Source organism: Enterococcus sp. AZ109 (genome assembly GCF_051714625.1).
Lineage (GTDB): Bacteria > Bacillota > Bacilli > Lactobacillales > Enterococcaceae > Enterococcus_A.
This window is the reverse complement of the sequence record NZ_JBIOSF010000002.1, coordinates 443390-464953: the sequence shown is the minus strand read 5'-3', so window position 1 is coordinate 464953 and position 21564 is coordinate 443390. Positions and strand designations below refer to the sequence as shown.

23 protein-coding genes are annotated in these 21564 nt (G+C 40.3%); 22 read left to right on the top strand and 1 reads right to left on the bottom strand.

The genetic code is table 11. From position 1 onward, the window contains the following. Positions 1-130 precede the first annotated feature (130 nt). The 22 genes from IGI42_RS18830 to rpiB all read left to right on the top strand — a co-directional run bounded on the left by IGI42_RS18830 (position 131) and on the right by rpiB (position 20657). Positions 131-898, top strand: coding sequence for an amino acid ABC transporter ATP-binding protein (locus IGI42_RS18830; protein ID WP_438717555.1), 768 nt, complete (start codon positions 131-133; stop codon positions 896-898). A 13-nt stretch (positions 899-911) separates the two neighbouring features. Next, the gene (locus tag IGI42_RS18825; protein ID WP_438717554.1) at positions 912-1616 is read left to right on the top strand and encodes an amino acid ABC transporter permease; all 705 of its coding nucleotides are present in this window, start codon (positions 912-914) and stop codon (positions 1614-1616) included. Beyond that, positions 1613-2479: a transporter substrate-binding domain-containing protein gene (locus IGI42_RS18820; protein ID WP_438717553.1), complete on the top strand. Its 867-nt coding sequence runs from the start codon at positions 1613-1615 to the stop codon at positions 2477-2479. Before IGI42_RS18825 ends, IGI42_RS18820 begins: the two co-directional genes overlap by 4 nt. An 88-nt stretch (positions 2480-2567) precedes the next feature. After that, positions 2568-3410, top strand: a complete 843-nt coding sequence (locus IGI42_RS18815) for a dimethylarginine dimethylaminohydrolase family protein (protein ID WP_438717552.1) — start codon at positions 2568-2570, stop codon at positions 3408-3410. 13 nt (positions 3411-3423) lie between these two features. Next, the gene (locus IGI42_RS18810; protein WP_438717551.1) at positions 3424-5055 is read left to right on the top strand and encodes a M28 family peptidase; all 1632 of its coding nucleotides are present in this window, start codon (positions 3424-3426) and stop codon (positions 5053-5055) included. A gap of 10 nt (positions 5056-5065) precedes the next feature. Further along, positions 5066-6016: a C-terminal binding protein gene (locus IGI42_RS18805; protein ID WP_438717550.1), complete on the top strand. Its 951-nt coding sequence runs from the start codon at positions 5066-5068 to the stop codon at positions 6014-6016. Beyond that, the gene (locus tag IGI42_RS18800; RefSeq protein ID WP_438717549.1) at positions 6017-7123 is read left to right on the top strand and encodes an iron-containing alcohol dehydrogenase family protein; all 1107 of its coding nucleotides are present in this window, start codon (positions 6017-6019) and stop codon (positions 7121-7123) included. Positions 7124-7135: 12 nt separating this feature from the next. Next, a complete protein-coding gene (locus IGI42_RS18795) occupies positions 7136-8407 on the top strand; it encodes an aspartate aminotransferase family protein (RefSeq protein ID WP_438717547.1) in 1272 nt (423 codons plus the stop codon). Next, the gene (locus tag IGI42_RS18790) at positions 8404-9330 is read left to right on the top strand and encodes an AEC family transporter (protein ID WP_438717546.1); all 927 of its coding nucleotides are present in this window, start codon (positions 8404-8406) and stop codon (positions 9328-9330) included. The genes IGI42_RS18795 and IGI42_RS18790 overlap by 4 nt, the downstream gene beginning before the upstream one ends. A gap of 313 nt (positions 9331-9643) precedes the next feature. Further along, positions 9644-11047 (top strand): pyruvate carboxylase subunit B, encoded by a 1404-nt coding sequence (locus IGI42_RS18785; RefSeq protein WP_438717545.1) that lies wholly within the window; start codon positions 9644-9646, stop codon positions 11045-11047. Between the two features lies 1 nt (position 11048). Continuing rightward, complete coding sequence (locus tag IGI42_RS18780; protein ID WP_438717544.1) at positions 11049-11336, top strand: OadG family protein; 288 nt, start codon at positions 11049-11051, stop codon at positions 11334-11336. Between the two features lie 12 nt (positions 11337-11348). Beyond that, a complete protein-coding gene (locus tag IGI42_RS18775) occupies positions 11349-11699 on the top strand; it encodes a biotin/lipoyl-containing protein (protein ID WP_438717543.1) in 351 nt (116 codons plus the stop codon). A 15-nt stretch (positions 11700-11714) separates the two neighbouring features. Continuing rightward, entirely contained in the window at positions 11715-12848 is a 1134-nt protein-coding gene (locus IGI42_RS18770; RefSeq protein ID WP_438717542.1) for a sodium ion-translocating decarboxylase subunit beta, read from the top strand. A gap of 245 nt (positions 12849-13093) precedes the next feature. Further along, positions 13094-13390 (top strand): AbrB/MazE/SpoVT family DNA-binding domain-containing protein, encoded by a 297-nt coding sequence (locus tag IGI42_RS18765; RefSeq protein WP_438717541.1) that lies wholly within the window; start codon positions 13094-13096, stop codon positions 13388-13390. Beyond that, entirely contained in the window at positions 13374-13790 is a 417-nt protein-coding gene (locus tag IGI42_RS18760) for a type II toxin-antitoxin system VapC family toxin (protein ID WP_438717540.1), read from the top strand. Before IGI42_RS18765 ends, IGI42_RS18760 begins: the two co-directional genes overlap by 17 nt. A 146-nt stretch (positions 13791-13936) precedes the next feature. Continuing rightward, positions 13937-14647 carry an ABC transporter ATP-binding protein gene (locus tag IGI42_RS18755; protein WP_438717538.1) on the top strand — a complete coding sequence of 237 codons (711 nt, stop codon included), beginning with the start codon at positions 13937-13939 and terminating at the stop codon, positions 14645-14647. 3 nt (positions 14648-14650) lie between these two features. Continuing rightward, a complete protein-coding gene (locus IGI42_RS18750) occupies positions 14651-16279 on the top strand; it encodes a hypothetical protein (protein WP_438717537.1) in 1629 nt (542 codons plus the stop codon). Positions 16280-16711: 432 nt separating this feature from the next. Continuing rightward, positions 16712-17650, top strand: a complete 939-nt coding sequence (locus IGI42_RS18745) for a sugar phosphate isomerase/epimerase family protein (protein ID WP_438717536.1) — start codon at positions 16712-16714, stop codon at positions 17648-17650. A gap of 29 nt (positions 17651-17679) precedes the next feature. After that, positions 17680-19053, top strand: coding sequence for a PTS transporter subunit EIIC (locus IGI42_RS18740; protein ID WP_438717535.1), 1374 nt, complete (start codon positions 17680-17682; stop codon positions 19051-19053). Between the two features lie 15 nt (positions 19054-19068). Then, entirely contained in the window at positions 19069-19530 is a 462-nt protein-coding gene (locus tag IGI42_RS18735; RefSeq protein ID WP_438718324.1) for a PTS sugar transporter subunit IIA, read from the top strand. A 23-nt stretch (positions 19531-19553) separates the two neighbouring features. Next, on the top strand, positions 19554-20201 hold the full coding sequence (gene rpe, locus IGI42_RS18730) for a ribulose-phosphate 3-epimerase (RefSeq protein ID WP_438717534.1): 648 nt from the start codon (positions 19554-19556) through the stop codon (positions 20199-20201). Positions 20202-20216: 15 nt separating this feature from the next. Then, positions 20217-20657 (top strand): ribose 5-phosphate isomerase B, encoded by a 441-nt coding sequence (rpiB, locus tag IGI42_RS18725; RefSeq protein ID WP_438717533.1) that lies wholly within the window; start codon positions 20217-20219, stop codon positions 20655-20657. Between the two features lie 129 nt (positions 20658-20786). Here rpiB and IGI42_RS18720 read toward each other — a convergent pair whose 3' ends face one another. After that, positions 20787-21554 (bottom strand): Cof-type HAD-IIB family hydrolase, encoded by a 768-nt coding sequence (locus IGI42_RS18720; RefSeq protein ID WP_438717531.1) that lies wholly within the window; start codon positions 21552-21554, stop codon positions 20787-20789. Positions 21555-21564: the final 10 nt, after the last annotated feature.

Below are 21564 nucleotides of genomic sequence, written 5' to 3'. Positions count from 1 at the left end.
TAAATTTTTTAAATAAGTATTTTTAATGGATGTAATCATAAATGAAACGCTTCATCGCTGGTTACATAGCCTAGACGATTCTCTTTATCCTGCATATACTTGCTATAACGAAAGGATAAAGGTGATGGATATGGGGAGAAATAAAAAGAGTAATGTCATAGAAATAAAGAATAATGTCATCGAAATTAGAAATATTCGTAAGGATTTCGATCAGCAAACTGTGTTAGAAAATGTATCATTGTCAGTTCGAGAAAATGAAGTCGTCGTCATCATCGGTCCTTCTGGTTCAGGTAAATCAACTTTATTGAGGTGTATTAACAAGTTGGAAAAGATCGATGATGGAAAAATTCTAATCGATCAAGAAGATATTTATCGCAAAGATATCAATAATAATGCAATTCGCGAACAAGCCGTGATGGTATTTCAGCATTTCAATTTGTTTGCCAATCTAACCGTTAAAAAAAATATCACTTTAGGACCAGAAAAGTTGCAGGGCTTATCTCAACAAGAATCAGATGAATTAAGTGAAACGCTACTGCAGCGAGTAGGATTACTTGATAAAAAAGATGCGTACCCAGAAAATTTATCCGGAGGCCAGAAACAGCGGATTGCAATTGCCCGTGCCTTAGCGATGAAGCCAAAGGTGATCCTTTTTGATGAACCGACTAGTGCGTTAGATCCTGAAATGGTGGGTGAAGTTTTAAGTGTCATGAAAGAAACAGTAAAAGGCGGGATGACCGCAGTGATTGTTACTCACGAAATGAATTTTGCAAAAGAAGTTGCCGATCGCATTATCTTTATGGATCAAGGGAAAATAGTTGCTGAGATTGCTCCAGAAAATTTGGATGCTTCCCATGAAAATCAACGCATTTCCAGTTTCTTACAAAAAATCGTTTAAAAGAGGTGAAGGAATGGATCGTATAACAAGTTTTTTAGATAAATTTGGAACGTATTTAGTGCAAGGGACGGTAATGACGCTGGTTTTGAGTCTGCTGACCATGGTCTTTGCGATCTTGTTAGGCATCATTGTTGCTAGTATGCGGATGAGCAGAATAAAAATCGTGAGTCGCATCGCAAGTTTGTATATTGAGATTATTCGGTCATTGCCGATCTTGGTTCTTTTAGCCCTGTTCTTTTATGGTATCCCGCTTTTAGGGGTTCGTATTCCCGAGGTAATGATTTTTGGTGTTGAGATGAGCCGCTTTATCTCCGCTTTGATTGCATTATCAGTAGGAAGTTCGGTGTATATTGCCGAAATCATTCGCTCAGGTATTCAATCGATTGATCATGGACAATATGAAGGAGGCAGATCAATTGGATTCAGCCGGTTTCAAACAACCTTTTATATCATTTTTCCTCAAGCGTTGCGTAACATATTGCCAGCTTTAGGAAATGAATTTGCCAGTACGATTAAGGCATCTTCCCAAGCTTCAGTTATCGGAATCGCGGATTTAATGTACCAAGCAGATACAATTAGAGGAATTAGCTACCAGCCGTTTGCGCCGATTATTGCGATTGCAGTCATCTACTTAATTCTCTCTGTAATTATAACGAAACTGACAGTATTGATGGAATTCAAACTAAAACGAACAAACAATGGGGGAGAAACAGCATGAAAAAAAATATTCTAATGGGACTTATCGCAATTCTTGTGTTGAGTGGTTTAGCAGGTTGTGGAAATTCTGCATCAGGCAGTACAGACAGTACCAGCACCGAACAAAGCCAGACCGAGAACGCTGATCTAGATAATATTATTGATAATAACGAGCTGAAAATAGCGACTTCTGCCGGCTATGCACCGTATGAGTTTATTGACTTGAATAACTCTTCAACCGAAATTGTTGGAGTAGATATGGCCTTTGGCGAAAAAATCGCAGAAAAACTAGGGGTTGAACCAGTTATAAGAGACATGACTTTCGGCTCAATTTTAGGCTCATTAACACAAGGTTCGGTGGATATTGCGATTGCTGGAATGAGTATAACTGAAGAGCGAAAAGAATCTGTTGACTTCTCTGATCCCTATCTGAAATCTGAGAATCGAGTGATTACTTTAAAGAAAAATGCGGATAAATACAAAACGGTCGAAGATTTAAAAACTAGTCGATTAGGTGCTCAAAAATCAACGACACAAGAAACGATTATTACTGAGTCAATCAAGCCAGAACAAACCGTCACCTTAGAAAAAGTTCCAGATCTTATTTTGGAGCTAGTCACGGAAAAAATTGATGGCATTGTCATTGAAGATACAGTGGCACAGCAATATTTAATTTCAAATCCAGATATTGTTTTCACCGATGTTGAAATCCCGGAAGAGTATCGCTACAAATATACAGCAGTTGCGGTTAAAAAGGGAAATCCTGAGTTGGTGGCGCAAATCAATGAAGTGATTGCAGAATCACAAGAAAATGGCGATTTTGACAAGTGGGTCGAAGAATATTCAGAAATTGCGGCAAAATCAGCAGAAGCTGCCCAAGAATAATCGTTAAAAGTTAAGGTTGCCTGTCTATTGGATGAGATAGTCCAATAGACAGGTCTGAAATAAACTAGTAGGTAGGCAGGGGAAGACCATGTACGTTAAAAATGGAATTGGGGTGCTAGAACAAGTACTTTTGTCTGATCCCAATCATGTAACTGAAACAAGTCAAATTAATGAAATAGCTAAAAAATGGGACCTGCGAAAAATAGATGATGGACAAATACAGCGCGAATTTGAGCAAGTTCAGAATTTATATCAAAAATTGGGGATCCAAGTTCAACTTGCCCAAGCAACAGAAATACTGCCCCATGGGGTTTTCGCTCGAGATTTCGGCTGTTGCGTGAAGGAAGGCTATGTATTAGGCAGATACAAGCATGGTATTCGTCAGCCAGAGACCCACTACTTTAAAGCGCAAATGGAAAAATTAGGAATTCCGTTATTAGGTACTATTTCTGGAAATGGTATTTTTGAAGGGGGCGATTTTGTTCTGTTAAACGAGCATACAATTGCTGTAGGATTATTGGATCGAACCAATGAAAACGGCTTTCGGCAATTAAAAGAATTACTGGAACCCTTCGGTTATTCATTGCACGCAGTGAAGGCCAAGTCTGAGTATTTGCATTTAGATATGTGCTTTAATCTCATTACACCGGACACAGCGATTGGTTATAAAGCAGGCTTGCCAGATGAGTTTCTCGATTTGTTGCAGGAATTGAACATTGCATTGATTGAAGGGACTGAGGCTGCTATTTTTCAGCATGGCTATAATGTACAAGCAATTGGTAATCGTCGAGTTATTTCACTTGCCCAAAATCAATGGTTAAATACCCAGATGCGCCACCGCAACATCGAAGTTTACGAAATTAATTTAGAAGAGACCTTAAAATTGGGTGGAGGCATTCACTGCATGACCTTTCCATTAAAACGAGCCTAAGGAGGGGAAATCTGTGTATCAGCAAATTAAAGAGTTGCCGCTAGCAGAGCAAATTGAAACAGTAGCTAAAGAATTAGTAAAAATTCCCAGTATCAACAGTTCGAAGCACGGTGAGCGGGATATCTGTCTGAAAATTCAGGAAATCTTGCGGAGTTTTCCTTATTTCAACCAGCATCCCGAATTGGTCTGGACAACTGAATTGATGGACGATCCTTATGCACGAGAAAATGTTTTTGCCTTTTTACCAAAAGAGGGGACCAAGGAAATTATTTTGCTACATGCGCATATGGATACGGTGGGGATCGAAGATTTTGGGAAAATTAAATCCCTCGCCTATGATCCAGATAAGCTTTGCCATTTCTTTCAGACGTTTCAAGAAGACGAAATACTGAGAAGTGAGGCTTGTTCAGGTGAATGGGCGTTTGGTCGCGGCATGTTGGACATGAAAAGTGGAATCGCTGTTCATTTGATGAATCTACTATTTTACTCACAGCAGGGGGATCAATTACCCTTTAATCTTTTGTTTATGGGAAATCCAGTTGAGGAAAATGATCATACCGGAATAATCGATGCACTGCCCCAGTTGGTTCAGTTTCAAGAAAAGGGGTATGAATTTATTGCCGCAATTAATACCGATTTTGTGTCCCCGCTGTCTGAAGAAGATCAGACTAGGTATTTGTACACCGGTGCGGCTGGAAAAATGTTGTCTTGCTTCTATATAAAAGGACGTGAGGCGCATGTGGGGAATACCTTGCAAGGTGTCGATCCCACCTTGATTTCCAGTGCCATCAATTTAGCGATTAATACTAATATTGATTTGTGTGAAGAAATTGAAGAAGAAGAAATCCTGCCCTCTTCTGTCTTGTATCAAAGAGATTGCAAGGATTTTTACAATGTGCAAACTGCTCAGGCAGCTCAGTTATATTTCAATACTTTTTTATATGAACGATCAGCTAAAGAGGTACTAGCTAGTTTGTTAGAGGTCACACAAACGGCAGTTGATCAAGTGAGCGAAATGTTGGATCGGCGGTTACTTGCCTACCAACAAAAAATTGGGACTGCCCCAGAGAAAATCGATCATTCTATTACCGTGTATCTTTTTGAAGACTACTTGACAGCATGTCGCAATGCTGGGGTGGCGGTAGATACCATTTTGCAAGGCTTGTTATCTGCTGAAAATAAACGAGACAAGCGAGAAGTTGGCTTTGCGTTAATTGATGCGTTAGAAAATAGTTGGGGGGATGACCAGCCGAAAGTTGTGCTGTTTTTAGCACCTCCTTTTTGTCCTCACAACGAAATCGAATCTCACTCGAAATTACATCAAGCCATTCAACAGGCTGCAAAAAAAGTGGGAGAAGAAACCGGCGAAGTCTTTCAACAAAGACGTTTTTTCCCTTTTTTGTCAGACAGCAGTTATTTAGCGATGCGAGAAACCGATCAAGAAATCGACAGCATGATGAAAAACTTTCCAGGTATGGAAACGATCTATCCGTTGCCGGTTCAAGCGATGCAGCAGTTAGCAATTCCAGCGGTGAATTTAGGTGTGTTCGGTAAAGGAGCTCATACTTGGAAGGAACGAATTTATAAACCGTATTCTTATAGCGTATTACCATATTTAATTCGTGAAGTTATTGCCAGTTTGTAGGAGGTGGACAATGAAGGTACTAATTAGTGACTATCCGAACGTTTTAGCCAGTCGTGATTTATCGATAGAAGTAGACGCTCTTAAAGCATACAATAAAAATCTTGAAGTGGAAATCTATCCTTATCAAAATAAGCGAGAATTTCTGGAAAAAGTCAGCCATATGAATGGCTTGATTACTGCTTTTTTAAAACTGGACAGGTCCTTTTTTCAAAATGATCTGCAGCTGACGTGTGTGGCCGTGAATGCAACTGGTTATGACACCATCGATTTAGCAGCAGCTAAGAAGAAAAATATCCAGGTGGTCCCGTTAGTTAACTACTGTACCGAAGATGTGGCGGATCATACGATTGCGCTTTTACTAAGCTTAAATCGCAAACTAAAAGCATATATTCAGCTAATTGATCATCAGAAAATATGGCGTTACAAGGAAGTCGGTACAATGCACCGTCTATCTGAACAAACACTGGCAATCGTTGGCTGTGGCAAGATTGGACAAGCAGTCGCCAAACGTGCGCAAGCGTTTGGGCTGTCAATTATTGGCTATGATCCCTACAAATCGACGGAGGAACTAGCAAAGCTTCAAATAAAAAAAGTTAGCTTTTCTGAAATTCAAGAGCAAGCAGATGTGGTTTGTAACCATGTGGCAACCACAAGTGAAAACCAATACTTATTTGATCGTCCTTTCTTTCAACGATTGAAGAAACAGCCCTTGTTTCTCAATTTAGGCCGAGGTGCCAATGTGGATCACGCAGCTTTACTAGAAGCGTTAGACCAAGGATGGGTTCGTGGTGCTGGACTAGACGTACTGGCAAGCGAAAATCCAGATCTTGAAAAGGAACCATTAGTAAATCGAGAGAATGTGATTATCACTCCCCATGCGTCATTTTATTCAGAGGAGTCGATGCGTACCTTGCAATTACAGTCGGTCGAAAATTTAATCAAACATTTGGAGGCAATTTAGATGAAACTCAATTTTTTTCTCCCTACACGGGTAATTTTTGAAAGTGAGGCGGTTAGTAACTATGCGGCTATTTTTAAAAATTATGGTCAAACCGCGCTTTTAGTAACCGGCAAACGATCTGCAAAGCAATCCGGAGCCTATCAAGATGTAGTATTCGCCTTGCAGGAAAATGATATTTCTTTCGAGGCGTTTGATCAAGTTGAAAACAATCCTTCACTAGAAACAGTCCAATTAGGTGCAGCCTTAGCCAAAAAAGCTAAGGCTGACTTTGTAATCGGGATTGGCGGAGGATCGCCATTAGATGCGGCCAAAGCAATTGCGGTGCTTGCTACCAATGAACTGACTCCAGATGAACTTCTTAGCAATACTTTTTCAACCGCATTACCCATTGTGGCGATTCCCACTACTGCTGGGACAGGCAGCGAAGTAACTCCTTATAGTGTGTTAGTAAGAAATGATATTGGAACAAAAGTGAGTTTTGGGAATCAACTGACTTTTCCCCAGCTTGCATTAGTGGACTGGAAGTATACCACCGCAGTTCCTGAAAAAACGAGTGTTTATACGGCAATTGATGCCTTTACTCATTCCTTTGAAGGGTATTTGAGTAAACGAAATACTCCGTTAATCAATTCCTGGGCGTTGGATGCAATCGCTGTTTTCGGTGAATGCTTGCAGGCTTTATTAGCTGGTGAATGGACGAATGAAATTCGCGAAAAACTCATGTATGTCTCATTGGTAGGCGGCATGGTTATTACCCATACCGGAGTAACCAGCGTTCACGCAATGGGGTATTGCTACACGTACTATCAAGGTATTCCTCATGGTCAGGCGAATGCGTTCTTGTTGCGCAGTTATCTCCAGTATCTGGAACCGCTGGAAGAAGAAAAAATTCAAAAAGTAATGAAACAGCTAAGTTTGGAATCAACAGAAGCTTTTTTAACCATTATTGATTCATTAGTAGGGCTCCCTAGAGTGTTAAACCCCGAAGAAATTACTGAATACAGTGCTAAGACAATGATTCAGGAAAAGAGTTTGTTGAATACAGCCGGAAATATCAATAAGGAGATCGTCCGCGCAATGTGGTCTCAAGCGACTGTCGAAAAATAAGGAGGAGTAAAAATGGTTTCATTATATGAACGATCCCAGCGCGTAATGGCTCCAGTAGCGAATCGAGCAACAAAATTAGGCGTGATTAAAGGTGAAGGAACTTATATTTATACCGAAGATGGGCGGAAAATTTTAGATTTTGCCAGCGGAGTTGCGGTAAACAATTTAGGACACAATCATCCTCAAGTGGTTAAGGCAGCCACTAAGCAAATGAGCCAGCTGGTTCATGGGGGGCATAATGTCGTCTATTATGAAAGTTATGTTGCCTTAGCAGAAAAGATTGTCTCGCTGTCAAAAGAAGAAACCAAGGTCTATTTTAGTAATAGTGGAGCAGAAGCCAATGATGGTGCGTTGAAGCTGGCAAAATACGTGACCGAGCGACCAGCAGTTATTTCATTTAAAAACAGCTTTCATGGTCGGACAATTGGCGCAATGTCGGTGACTGCATCTAATGCAGGCTATCGCAAGCACTATGAGGGAATGATGCCGGGTGTTTATTTCGCCGAATTTCCCCACTTATCTAAGAGTCCCTACCCAATTGTGGATCTGAAAACGCCCAAACATTTTTTTGACCAATTTGATGACATGTTCCATTCCTTAGTCGACCCGTATTCGGTCGCGGCAATTATTGTCGAACCGATTCAAGGTGAAGGGGGTTATATTGTCCCACCGAAAGATTTTGTCCAATACTTACGGGTATTATGTGACCATTACGGCATATTCCTGATTTTTGACGAAATTCAAACCGGTTTTGGTCGAACTGGCTACATGTTTGCCTCGGAGTATTTCGAAGTTGAACCAGATATTCGGACCGTGGCTAAAGGTATTGCGAATGGTTTTCCTCTTAGTGCCATTATTGCAAAAGCGGAAATCATGGATAAATGGGAAGCAGGAGCCCATGGTGGGACCTTTGGCGGAAATCCGGTGGCTTGTGCTGCGGCATTAGCCACAATTGAAGTTTTGGAGAAGGAAGGAATCGAAAATGCCCAGCTGATGGGCGCTTATTTTAAGGAAATGTTACTGGATCTGCAAGAAAAATATTCTTTCATTGAAGAAGTACGGGGAATCGGCTTGATGCTGGCCATCGAATTTGCTAATACTTCGGAGCTTTCAGCACAAGAGATCTTGAAGGAAGCCATAGCCGAAAGTTTAGCTAAGGATGTCTTGTTTCTATCCTGTGGCATGCACAAAAATGTATTGCGATTTATTCCCCCAACGACTGTTTCCAAAAATGAAATAATCGAAGCGGTTTCAGTGCTGGATGAAGTGCTGAGTCAACTATGATTGCAGCCCAGCTTGTGTTTCAGCAATTGCTGACGATGGCGGCGATCATTGCCATTAGTTGTCTGTTGACAAGAAAGCAGAAGCTGAATGTAGAAGGTGCACAGCAGCTAAGTACAATCTTGCTGTATGTCGTAGTTCCAGCACTGCTCATCACTTCCTTTCAACGGGAGTGGTCGATCGAAGAATTTCGTGGATTAGTAATAGCTGCTGTATTGTCGATTTTGTATCATTTGTTAGGGATTGTCATTAGTAGTAAAAAAGGTGTTTCTTACGATCAGGTAATCCATCAACTAGCCATGGTCTATTCTAATTGTGGTTTTATGGCTTTTCCCATCTTACTAACACTTTATGGCAGTAACGGAATCTTTTATGGTGGGATTTTTGTTGCGGTTTTTAACCTTTTTTTATGGTCTCATGGTGTTACAAAGTTGGCAGCTTCGAAAAAGAAACGGGGAAAAACTATTTTTTTGAATCCCGGTGTGTTACCTGTGGTAATAGGAATTATATTTTTTATTGCCCAAATAGAACTACCGCAACCTGTCAGTAATCTATTAGCAATGCTAGCGGCTGTCAATACACCACTAGCAATGTTGGTAATAGGGATCTATCTAGGGCCAGTAAGTTTTGTTCCTTTGCTGAAAAAAATCAGTATTTGGAAAACTACAGGGATTCGTCTGTTACTGATGCCACTTGTCTTTTTTCTTACTGTTTCACTGATTTTAAGTCTATTGGGTATCAAAGCGTTTAATGAAATTCTGCAGATCGTCACCATTTGTGGTGCTTGTCCAGCAGCAAGCTCGATTATTTTGATTCCCAGCTCATTAGGCAAAGACGGTGAACTGGGTGCCAAGCTTGTGTTGTTTTCAACCATCTTCTCTCTTTTTACGATTCCTTCGATTGTTTATCTGGTACAATTGTTCTAATAAAATGCTGCCATCAACAATCAGAACAATAAATTTAAAAATAAAAAAAATCAGTGCTATATTTTAATCATTTCGAGACCGCCAGCCGACCTTGTTTAAAAGGTAACGTGGACGGTCTTTTTTAGATTAAGATCAAAAACCTTCTATTTATATACTGTTAAATCGAACCTATGAAATAAAAAGGATTTACCTAGGGGTATTCTCTTAGCTTGTATGAGAAGTATGTTAAAATAGTTAATATAACAAAAGTTTCTTTCGTTTTAACAAATGTGATGGTAGACAGGAAGATCAAATGCAAAAGGAGGAGATGCGTATGGGAAAAAAGATTGGAATTACCGATACAATTTTGCGGGATGCCCACCAGAGTTTAATGGCAACCCGGATGTCGCTTGAGGACATGGAACCAATTTTACCTTTATTGGATGAAGTTGGGTATGCGTCATTGGAGTGCTGGGGTGGTGCGACATTTGATGCCTGTATTCGGTTTTTGGGGGAAGATCCGTGGGAAAGACTGCGGACGATCAAACGATTGGCACCAAAAACACCGTTGCAGATGCTGCTGCGGGGGCAAAATTTGTTAGGATATCGCCATTATGCCGATGATGTAGTGGAGCGTTTTGTTCAGCTCTCGGCGAAAAATGGGATCGATATCTTTCGGATTTTTGATGCGTTAAACGATACGCGAAATCTGGAGATGTCTTTGAAAGCTGTGAAGAAAACCGGCAAGGAAGCCCAGTTGGCGATTGCCTACACGATCAGTGATGTGCATACGGCTGAATATTTTGAAGATTTAGGCGGGAAATTTGCTGAAATGGGTGCCGATTCCATCTGTATTAAGGATATGGCTGGGATTTTAACACCGGTGAAGTGTCGCGATTTAGTGACACGCTTAAAAAATAGAACGGGGCTGCCGATTATTGTTCATACTCACAGTACCAGTGGGATTGCCCAAATGACTTACCAAGCTGCGATTGAGGCAGGTGCTGATCGGATTGATACGGCGTTGTCGCCGTTAAGTGATGGAACCAGTCAACCGCCAACGGAATCAATGGTTTTGACTTTTCTAGAAGAGGGCTATGATCCCGGCTTAAATGTAGAAAAAATGGAAGAAGCTGCCAATTATTTCCGTGGCGTACGGGATAAATACTTGGAAAATGGCGTATTGAATCCTAAAATGCTGATGCCTGATCCTCGGGCGTTAATTTATCAAGTTCCTGGGGGAATGCTATCAAACATGTACTCACAGCTCAGCCAAGCTAAAGCAATCGATAAGTACGAAGAAGTACTGCAAGAAGTGCCAAAAGTACGAGCTGACCTAGGATTTCCACCGTTAGTTACACCGTTAAGTCAAATGGTAGGAACTCAAGCGGCAATGAATGTGCTAACGGGCGAACGCTACAAAATGGTGTCCAACGAAGTGAAGGCTTATCTGTTAGGCGAATATGGGAAATCACCTGTACCAATCGCAGAAGAATTTATTCAGAAAATGGTAGGCGACAAACCGCGGATCACGGATCGACCAGCCAATCACATTCCAGCAGAATTTGATACGTTGAAAGCCGAAATCGGATCTCTGGCTGAAAATGACGAAGAAGTCCTTATTTACGCATTGTTTCCGCAGGTTGGTAAAGACTTTTTAGCAAAAAGTAAAGCAGTGGAAGAAACACCAGTAAAGGCAGACGGACCAATTAAAGTATTCGGCTATACAAGGAGGTAGTATGGAATTTAATTTAATGAACTCACTAGAGTTAACCATTGTAGCAATGGCACTGGTATTTCTAGTGCTGACTGGATTAATGTTGCTGATGATGGGAACAGCAAAAGTAGCCCAAGCATTTGCTAAACCAAGTGAAGGAGTGCACAGAAAAGCCGAACCTGTCGTACAGCCCAGCACAAGTGCTGATCCAGAACGCGAACGGGTAGCAGTATTGTGCGCGTTGGCTGAAGCAGCTCAAGAAAATTCAGGCAAGCATTATGAAATCGAAAAAGTTGAAAGAATTAGGTAGGGAGAGGAATCAATGAAGCAATATGAGATTACCGTAGACGGACAAGTATATCAAGTGACACTAAGGGAAATTTCCCCAGAAGAAGCAAAACAAAAAAGTACAGCCGCACCCGTTCAGCCGGCTGAAAAAAAGGTGCCTACACCAGCTAGCAGCGGCGCTGAAATTCCTGCTCCAATGGCAGGTAATGTATTATCCATCCACGTGAAGCCTGGTGATCAGGTGAAGACTGGGGACGTGCTGTTAATTTTAGAGGCGATGAAGATGGAAAATGAAATTGTTTCCCCAATGGATGGTGTCGTTTCAGAAGTATTAGTCGAGACAGGTCAAACAGTGGAATCTGATCAATTACTTATTATGATGTAGCAACGGAGGAAAACTATGATAGAAATCGTACAGCAGATGCTGGAAACATCCGGTTTTGCTAATCTTACCTTTAACAATTTATTCATGATTGTACTCGCTTGCTTCTTCTTGTACCTGGGCATTCGCAAAGAGTATGAGCCTTATTTGATGGTACCCATTGCCTTTGGGATTTTATTGGTGAATCTTCCTTTAGCGGGTCTAATGAGTGAAGCAATCGGAGATAGTCCAGGTGGGTTGCTTTATTATCTGTACCAAGGAACCAATCTGGGGATTTATCCACCACTGATTTTTCTTTGCTTAGGTGCCTCAACGGATTTTGGCCCTTTGATTGCCAATCCGAAAACCATTTTGTTAGGAGGCGCCGCCCAATTTGGTATTTTCGCCGCCTTCTTTTTAGCAACAGCATTGGGCATGACACCGGCAGAATCTGGTGCAATAGGCATTATCGGTGGAGCAGATGGTCCAACGGCTATTTTTGTAACTACCCGTTTAGCACCGCACTTATTATCAGCGATTGCCTTGGCGGCCTATTCATATATGGCACTTGTTCCAATTATTCAACCGCCGATTATTCGCTTGCTGACGACGGAAAAAGAACGTAAAGTCGTAATGACACAAACACGGAAGGTTTTACCGATTGAAAAGATTCTCTTTCCAATTGTAACCACTATTTTTGTCAGCTTAATTGTTCCTAGCGCAACGACGCTAATTGGTTGCCTGATGCTAGGTAATTTGATTCGCGAAATAAAAATTGTGCCTAAATTAGCGGAAACGTTGCAAAATGCCTTAATGTATATCGTGACCGTTTTGCTTGGTGTAACGGTGGGCGCCAAAGCAGATGGCGATCTTTTCTTGTCACCAACAACCTTGAAAATCATTTTCCTAGGCTTATTGGCTTTTGCCATTGGCACAGCTTCCGGTGTTCTCTTAGGGAAAATCATGTACAAGCTTTCAGGTGGAAAAATCAATCCGATGATCGGAGCAGCCGGTGTTTCGGCGGTACCGATGGCCGCACGGGTTGTTCAAAAAGAAGGGCAAAAAGAAAACCCGGGCAACTATTTATTGATGCATGCCATGGGACCTAATGTTGCTGGAGTCATTGGTTCGGCCGTTGCAGCCGGCGTATTATTGGCGTTCTTTGGGGCGTAGGAAAAGTCTTTGTTTGTACGATTATGTGCAGGCAAAGGCTTTTTTTGTAGATCATTAAGTTATACGCTATGTATAACTGATTGTGGTACAATAACCTTGAAGGCAATCAAAGCGAATTTCTCAAATTTATTTAAAAGGACATTAAGTTTTAATCGGTTTCAGCTTAAAAATTTAGAGGGCATATGGTATGAAAATCAAACTAGTTTTTCCGCAGAGGAATCGATTTTAAAAGGGGAGGGAATCAGATGGAATTAGCCAAGGACAAAGCTAAAATAAAAAAATGGGGCAATGCTAAAGGGGTGTTGTTGCCTAAAAAAACGTTAATTACCGCTAACCTAGAAAATAAAGAAGATATCACCATTACGGTGGAAGTCAATGAAGTGGGGAAAAAAAGAATCATCATTGAAGAAGAAACGGCTGATTATGAAACGTTGCTTGATGATTTAGTGGGAACGGTCGAGCTACCCGCTGATTTTAACTTGAAGCAGGCGAGAACCGATCGAAAGCAAGGTAGGTTGGAAAAGCATGAAATACATTATTGATGTAAACATTGTATTAGATTTTCTAACTAAGAGGGAAGGCTTCTATCTACAAGCTAAAAAAGTTTACTTGCTTTCAGTTTACGGGGTGATCGAAGGCTATTTGACCACTAATATGATCACAGATATCTACTATATTTTACAAAAATACGGAAAGGGAGATCCGAAAGCTGAAATCAAAAAGCTTCTGCAGCTTAGCAGAGTATTACCAGTAACTTCCAGCGACTGTGTGAATGCGTTAGAAATGGCCGGAGAGGACTTCGAAGATAATCTGATCGTAGCAGTTGGAAAAAAACATCAGGTAAAGGGAATCATTACAAGAAATGGCGCAGACTTTCAGGATAAGAATCTGGTTGTTTATACACCTGAGGAGATTCTTGACAAGTACGCAGAAGGCAAGTGAGGTTTCAATATTTCAAACTATTCGTCTTTGTTTGTATACTTAATTACAAACAAAGACTTTTTTTGAAAAAAATTATCGTGGGGCGTAGTAATTTTTGGTACACTTTAAAAAATATGTGGGATACATTAAAGGGAAGAAGTGGGGACATGGAATTAATTTTAGAAAATATAGCCAAGCAGTTTGATGAGAAGATCATTCTAAAAAATGCAAATTTTACTTTTGAAACTGGCAAGATCTACGGTTTATTAGGTCGAAATGGTTCAGGTAAAACGACGTTGTTCAATTGTATTGCCAAGAATATGCAGCTGACAAGCGGACAGATTTTGCTCGATCAAGGAGTGGGACCGCAGGATTATGACAACACGGATATCGGTTATGTATATACCATCCCTCATTTGCCTGCTTTTATGACAGCAGTGGAATTTGTCAAATTTTTTATGGACATTAACAAGGATCGCTTGAAGGATGCGAAATCCCCCACTGATTATTTGTCGATGGTGGGGATTAAAGAAGAGGATCAGCATCGTTTGTTAAAAGATTTTTCCCACGGGATGCAAAATAAAGTGCAAATGGTGGTTTCGTTGATGATTACGCCGCCGGTTCTGTTGATGGATGAGCCGCTAACTTCTTTTGATGTAGTCGCTGCTCATGAAATGAAGGAATTGATCTTAGCTGCCAAGAAAGATTCGATTGTTATTTTTTCTACGCATATTCTCCAACTGGCGCAAGACTTGTGTGACGAGATTGTCCTATTGAATCATCATCAGCTTCAGCCGATTCCTGCTGAAAAAATTCATGATGCCGATTTTGAAGAGGAAATCATCCAGCTATTGCAAGACTCCAAGGAGGAGGAATAGCTTATGGGTGAGATTATCCGTATTTCTTGGGTCTTTGCCGTGATTCAAATCACTCAAAAGGTCAATGGGCTGTTGTTTTATTTGCGAAAGCTGCCATTGCTTGGCAAAAAAATTCCTGGCGGGGTGTTTCAAAGCTATGGCTTGAAAAAGGTCCTAACCGTTCTATTGTTTTGTTGGAAAGGTATGTTTAATTTTCTGGTGAAATTTTTGTGGTTAGGCTTGAGCTATGTGGGAGTGGTGGGCTTCAACAATCTGATTTCTCAGGAGCATTTTTCCCTTTTCCCCCCGAATCCTATCCTATTGAGGCAGGGCTTTCTAGTTTGGCTGATCGTGATTGTGATCGGCAGTCTCTTTGAGGGAATTTGGTATTCGCTGGATGATAATGAAGTCCGTTTTATGGAGCAATTTTTGTTGCCTCGCGTGCGCTTTGTAAGAGGCCGGATTTTGTTGCTGAATATAGTCGAAGTGGTGAAGTATTGGCCCGCTTTTCTGCTTTATGGGTTGTTATTAGATTGGCCATGGGGCACGCTGATTGTAGGCACATTAGCCTATTTAGTTCCCACCGTTTTTTTCTTTTGGCTGGGGCGGATAATTTACACAAAGACGCTTAGTCAGCGGCGTTGGTTCACTTGGGTGATTCTTTTGGTTATGCTCCTGCTGCTGGGGATTGATTTATGGCTGGATAAAACGGCACTGGTGGGTACTTGGCTGCTGCATCCCATTAGCTGGGCAGTCTTAGCGGTAATGCTAGTCTTTTTTAGCTACAAATTTCTAAATTATCCCCTTGAAAATAATTATTTAATCTGGCAGGTGGAACGACTTCGCAAAGCGGTAGAGGCGGCGCCTGCTGCTAAAAATGCCCAATATCTAGGTCAAGGCTTATCAATGCAAAAGCGTTTGGAGCTGGATGCAAGTAGTGACGAATCGCTTTCTGGTAGTCAGTATTTAAATGATTTGCTGTTTAAACGTTATCGGCGGATTTTGACAAAAGGGCTGTACATTCGCTTGGCGGTGGTAGGCGTGGTTTGGCTGGCTGTGATCGTTCTTTCCTTGTTAGGCTTCTCGCGAGAAATGACCGAAGCAAACTTAATTGGCTTGCTGCCTTTGCTGTTTTTCACGATGTATCTGGCATCCTTTGGGAAAATTATTGTGCAGATGGCCTTCGTAAATTGTGATATATCCATGTTGTATTATCCTTTTTATCGGGAAGCAGCAACGATTTTATCAGGCTTTACCTATCGTTTTAAGAAGACGTTGTTTTATAACGGATCAATTATCGCTGGGATTTTGCTGATTTTCTTAACCTTTGGGCTGCTAAATCCAGGGATTCTCTCGCTACAGTTTTACGCAGTGCTGTTGCTGCTGCTGTTTAGCTTGGCAGTACTGTTTTCTTTTCACGAGCTGTTTATTTATTATTTGTTGCAGCCATTTACTAGTGAGATGGAGGTAACTAATCCAATATACAAAATTGTCTCCGGAGTTTTTTACGGGATTGCTTATGCGAATCTTCAGATAGATGTGACTGGTTTAAGCTATGCGTTGCTAGTATCAGCGGTTAGCCTGCTGTATATTGGCATTGGCTTAGTCGTACTATGGAAAAAGGCGCCTGATACGTTTCGGATCAAAGAATAAAATTAGAATACAAATGCGAAAGAGGCGGTGTGCTTTCGTGTTTGTATTTTTTTTGCCTTTTTTTATTCAATTAACGATTACATCTAAATTTGTGGGAAGTAACTTTCAATAAGTTTGTTGTACAAACAAAGATAAAGCGAATATTTGGACCGCCAGATCAATCATGTATGTTAAAAATAGTCAAAAAAATCCTAATTGTTTCAAAAAAATCTCTATTATTTCTTTTCGATATTTAGACGGAACATATCTGCGATCTTACAAATTGCGTTGATATATCAAGTGTTCTTTACTCTCTTAAATAGCATAAGACGTTCATGACGTTGAACAAAGTGACTAAAAAAGAAAAAATATGGAATAAAATGAAAATTTATGATTGTAAGCGATTGAACTTTATGGTATTCTTTGTTTGTAGAAAGAAGAAGGAGGATATTTATGAAATTAGCAACAAGGATTAATTCGTTTTTGCCTATTTATGACAATGAATTAGAAAAGGTGTTAGGTGCTTTTGGGGATCTTGGGTTAGACTATGTGGATTTAAATTATCCCGAGCATGCAGAAGGTGTCAGTCCATCTAATATGAAAAAGATGCTAGAAGGAAACAATTTGAAATTAAATGGTGTGGCTTTGAGATTTAGAAGTGAGTTTATTAATGGAGAGTTGGGAAATTCAGATCCTAAGGTTGCTAAAAATGCCTTGGATTTATGCAAAGCCGCAGCTGACTATTGTCGGGAAACAGGCGGAAAAGTCGTAACAATCTGGTTAGGCTTTGATGGCTTTGATTACAGCTTCCAAATCAACTATAAAAAAGTTTGGAACCAGTTGAAAAAGGCATTCACTGAGATTGCAGACTATGCACCAGACCTGCAGATCAGTATTGAGTACAAACCATTTCAACCCAGAGCCTATGCCTTTATTGACAGCATGGGTGTAGCAGGAATGATGCTAAATGATATAAACCGTGAGAATGTTGGTGTAACGCTTGATTATTGTCACATGTTGATGAAGCATGAAAATCCAGCATTTGGCGCTGATATTTTTGGCAGTATGGGTAAGCTTTACGGGGTGCATTTGAATGATGGTTATGGTTTAAACGATGATGGGTTGATGATTGGATCGGCAACACCGTTTAAAACATTGGAATTTTTGTATTATGTGAAAAAACATCAATTCGATGGCGTTATCTACTTTGATACTTTCCCAATCATTGAACATGCTTCAAAAGAATGCGAGCAAAATATGAAAATGATTAAACTATTAGACAAAATGATTGATCATTTAGGCTTAGATTATATCCAGTCAATTATTGACAAGAATGATGCTGTCGAAGCCAATCAGCTGATGATTGATTTTTGGTCGGCTGCAAACAAGTAATGCCAATCACTAAAAGGGAGTGAAAGATAATGGATTATAAGGTAATGGCAAAAGAAATTTTGGAAAAAATTGGTGGGGCTGAAAATGTATCAAATATGACTCATTGTGCAACTCGCTTGCGTTTAACTTTAAGAGACACTTCTAAAGCTGATGATCAAGCCGTTGAGGATATCGACGGCGTGATCAATGTCGTGAACAAGGCAGGTCAGTATCAGCTGTTAATTGGCACGGAAGTTCCGAAACTTTACGATGAGTTTGAAGCCTTGGTAAAAGGTGAGGGAAATGTTGACGTAGCCGATGGCGGTAACGAGCCTTCTGGTAATATTATCAGCAACATTTTCTCGGCAGTTTCAGCAATTTTTGCCCCAATCTTACCTGCCTTAGCTGGTTCGGGGATATTACGAGGCTTGCTTATATTAAGTGTACAACTAGGGCTCATCAGTGAAGAAAGCGGTACCTATTCGATTCTTTACGTTGCTTCCATGAGTGTTTTCTATTTTCTACCAGTTTTACTTGCATTCACTTCTGCTAGACGCTTTGGTGCAAGCCCCTATATTTCAGCCTTAATTGGAGCCGCATTGATTAACCCGGATTTTATCGGTTTGATGGGTGACGCGGGTAATGGTGCTACAACAGAATTCTTTGGGATTCCAGTTGTTTTGATGAATTATAATTCAACTGTTGTTCCGATTATTCTTTCCATTTGGGCATTTTCTTATCTGTATAAATTCCTGGATAAAAAAGTTCCTGAAACACTTAAGTTGGTAGTTATTCCTTTAATTTCATTACTAATCATGGTTCCTTTAACGGTTATTGTCATCGGACCAATTGGTGTATATAGTGGGGAGGCGGTTGCAAACGTTGTCAACTGGTTAATTGAACGCAGCAGCGTGCTTACTGGTGTTCTTGTTGGTGGTGGCTGGAGTGTTCTTGTCAGCTTGGGTATTCACTGGGCAGTTAATCCGATTATGATCAACAATATTTCTACTTATGGATTTGACTACATTGTCCCATTCACATTTGCTTGTAACTTTGCGGTTATTGGTACAACGATTGGTGTTTACTTTAAAGCAAAAGACAAAAAATTGCGCAGTTTTGCAGTGACTGGATTAGTAACTATCGCTTTATCAGCAATTATCGAAGCTACCTTGTTTGGTCTACTCGTTAAAAACAAAAAATTGTTTTTAGCTCAAATTATTGGCGGTGCAGTTGGAGGCGCTTATTTAGGCTTAATGAAAGTTGTAACCAATGCGTTTGTTTTCGGCAGTGTAACTACTTTCCCGGCTTTTGTTGAAAGTGATTCTTCAAATTTCATTCAAGCGATGATCGGCTTATTAATCTCGATGGTAGTGTCAGCGGTATTAGCTTTTGTGTTTACAAACAAAGATGAAAAATTAGCATAGGAAGCAGGGATGACCATGGGTTTTTTTTCCAAAAAAGTAACGGTATATTCACCTGTCAAAGGAACAGTCAAGACAATTGATCAAGTAAACGACGAGATGTTCTCAACTAAAGCATTAGGCGATGGGTTTGCGGTGGAGCCTGCTGATGGCGTAATCGTGTCTCCAGTCGAAGCAACTGTAACATCTGTCTTCCCTACAAAGCATGCCATCTCATTAAAAACGAAAAATGGATTGGAAGTTCTCATTCATATTGGCATTGACACCGTCGAGTTAAGTGGTTCAGGCTTTGAGATTCATGTAAAAGAAGGAACTAAAGTAACACAAGATACTAAGCTGGCTGTGGTTGATTTTAATTATTTGAAATCAGAAGGGAAAGATACGGATGTCATGGTTGTCTTTACGAACTTGAACAAGCAAACGTTAACCGTTGAGACAGGACAGGTTTCATCAGGACAAGAAGTCGGCTTGATCAACTAGCGATTAGTTTAGGAGGAAGCTTTTTGAACGGAAATTTAATTTGTCCATCAATGATGTGTGCTGATTTTTCAAACTTGGAAAAGGAAGTAACTAGCTTAGAAACAGCTGGTGCTGATATTTTTCATCTTGATATAATGGATGGCAGCTTTGTGCCGAATTTTGGTATGGGCTTACAAGATGTCAAAGCGATTCGCGGGGCAACAAAACACTTAATTGATGTTCATTTGATGATTGCTAACCCAGGTGAATACGTGGAGATGTTCGCTGAATTGGGTGCAGATATTATTTATTTTCATCCAGAAGCTGATCAACATCCAGCAAGAACAGTGGACAAGATTAGAAAGAATGATAAACAAGTTGGTATCGCTCTTAATCCTGGAACAGCTGTAAGTACAGTGGAAGAATTATTACCTTTAGTTGATTTTGTAATGGTTATGACCGTAAATCCTGGTTTTTCCGGACAAACGTATTTACCTTACGTAGACAAAAAAATCAAGCAGCTTGTGGAATCAAAAGCTAAACTGGGATACCAGGTTATGGTAGATGGTGCTATTTCTCCACAAAAAATTGCCGAACTTAGTCAAATTGGAGTGGATGGTTTTGTTTTAGGCACCTCCGCTTTGTTTGGAAAGAAAGAGCCTTATTCAGAGTTGATCTCTAAGTATAAGTGAGGGTGGAGGATTTGTATGAAACTAGCGATCGGTTGTGATCATGTAGGGATTGAATTGAAACCGGTGATTACCGAGTATTTGGAAGAATTGGGGCATGAGGTTCAAGACTTTGGAACCCAAAGTGATTCTCGGGTAGATTACCCTAATTATGCTCAAGCAGTTGCTAAAGCAGTAGTTTCTGGGAACTGTGATTTAGGTATTTTGATTTGTGGCACGGGAGTAGGAATATCAATCGCTGCGAACAAAATGAATGGTATACGTGCTGTTGTATGCAGTGAGCCTTATACAGCAAAACTTTCAAAAGAACATAATAACACAAATATTTTGGCCTTTGGTTCTCGTGTCATCGGTTCAGAGTTGGCAAAAATGATTACGAAAGAATGGCTGGAGGCCGAGTTTGAAGGCGGTCGACACCAAAACAGAATTAATCAAATAACTGAACTTGAAAAGTTGTAAAAGAAGTTGCGTTTTGCCAAAGTGATTTTATCCCACAACTAATAGTTAAGAAAAGAGTTTGTCACGTTTCTTGCGACAAATTCTTTTCTTTTTGTCTTTTGCTTTATTTGGCGATGGAAAAGCTATAAATTAAATCAGTCCATAGTATTGAAGCCCTAGAATAATCCCATTTTCTACATTACTTTTGGTCACGTAATCGGCTTGTTTTTTTAGTTCGGGATGAGCATTAGCCATGGCAATCTGCGTGTCACAAGCTTGAAACAGCGAAAAATCATTCAGTCCGTCCCCAAAGCAGTAGGTATCTACTGCTTCTAATGAAAGTCCAGCTTTCAACCTGTTAACCCCAGTCCCCTTTGAGATGTTTTTATTAACGACATCCATCGAAAAAGGTGTATTGCGCATGAAAGACAGATTAGGAAAATTGTCAGCGTAATAACTGTCTTTATCCTGTGCCAGCACTAAAAACATATTCACATGTTTCCGAAGATAGCCAACAGGATCAATTGCAGGAAGACTGGCATTGGAGTATGAGAAATGATTGTATAATGTTTCATTGTGTCCAGTGCAAAAAATTTCCTTTTCATTGTAAAAGGCAAGGACGTCATTTTGCTGTTTCGTAAATTCTGCTAGTGCTTCGCAGGTTTGTTGATCAAACTGACTGTCATAAATGACTGTTTGGTTGTTTCTAACAAATGCACCATTCATAGTAATATAGGTATTTATCACGTTAGTTGGAATTTTTTCGATAACTTCAAATTCAGTTCGACCAGTTGCGATCACTGGTAAAATGTCATTCTTCTTAAGTTCTGCTAGAGCCAAGGCTGTTTCTGGCGAAAGTGCGGAGTGTTGATTTAGCAGAGTACCATCCAAGTCAAAGAAAACAACGGCTTTGGTCATATTATCCACA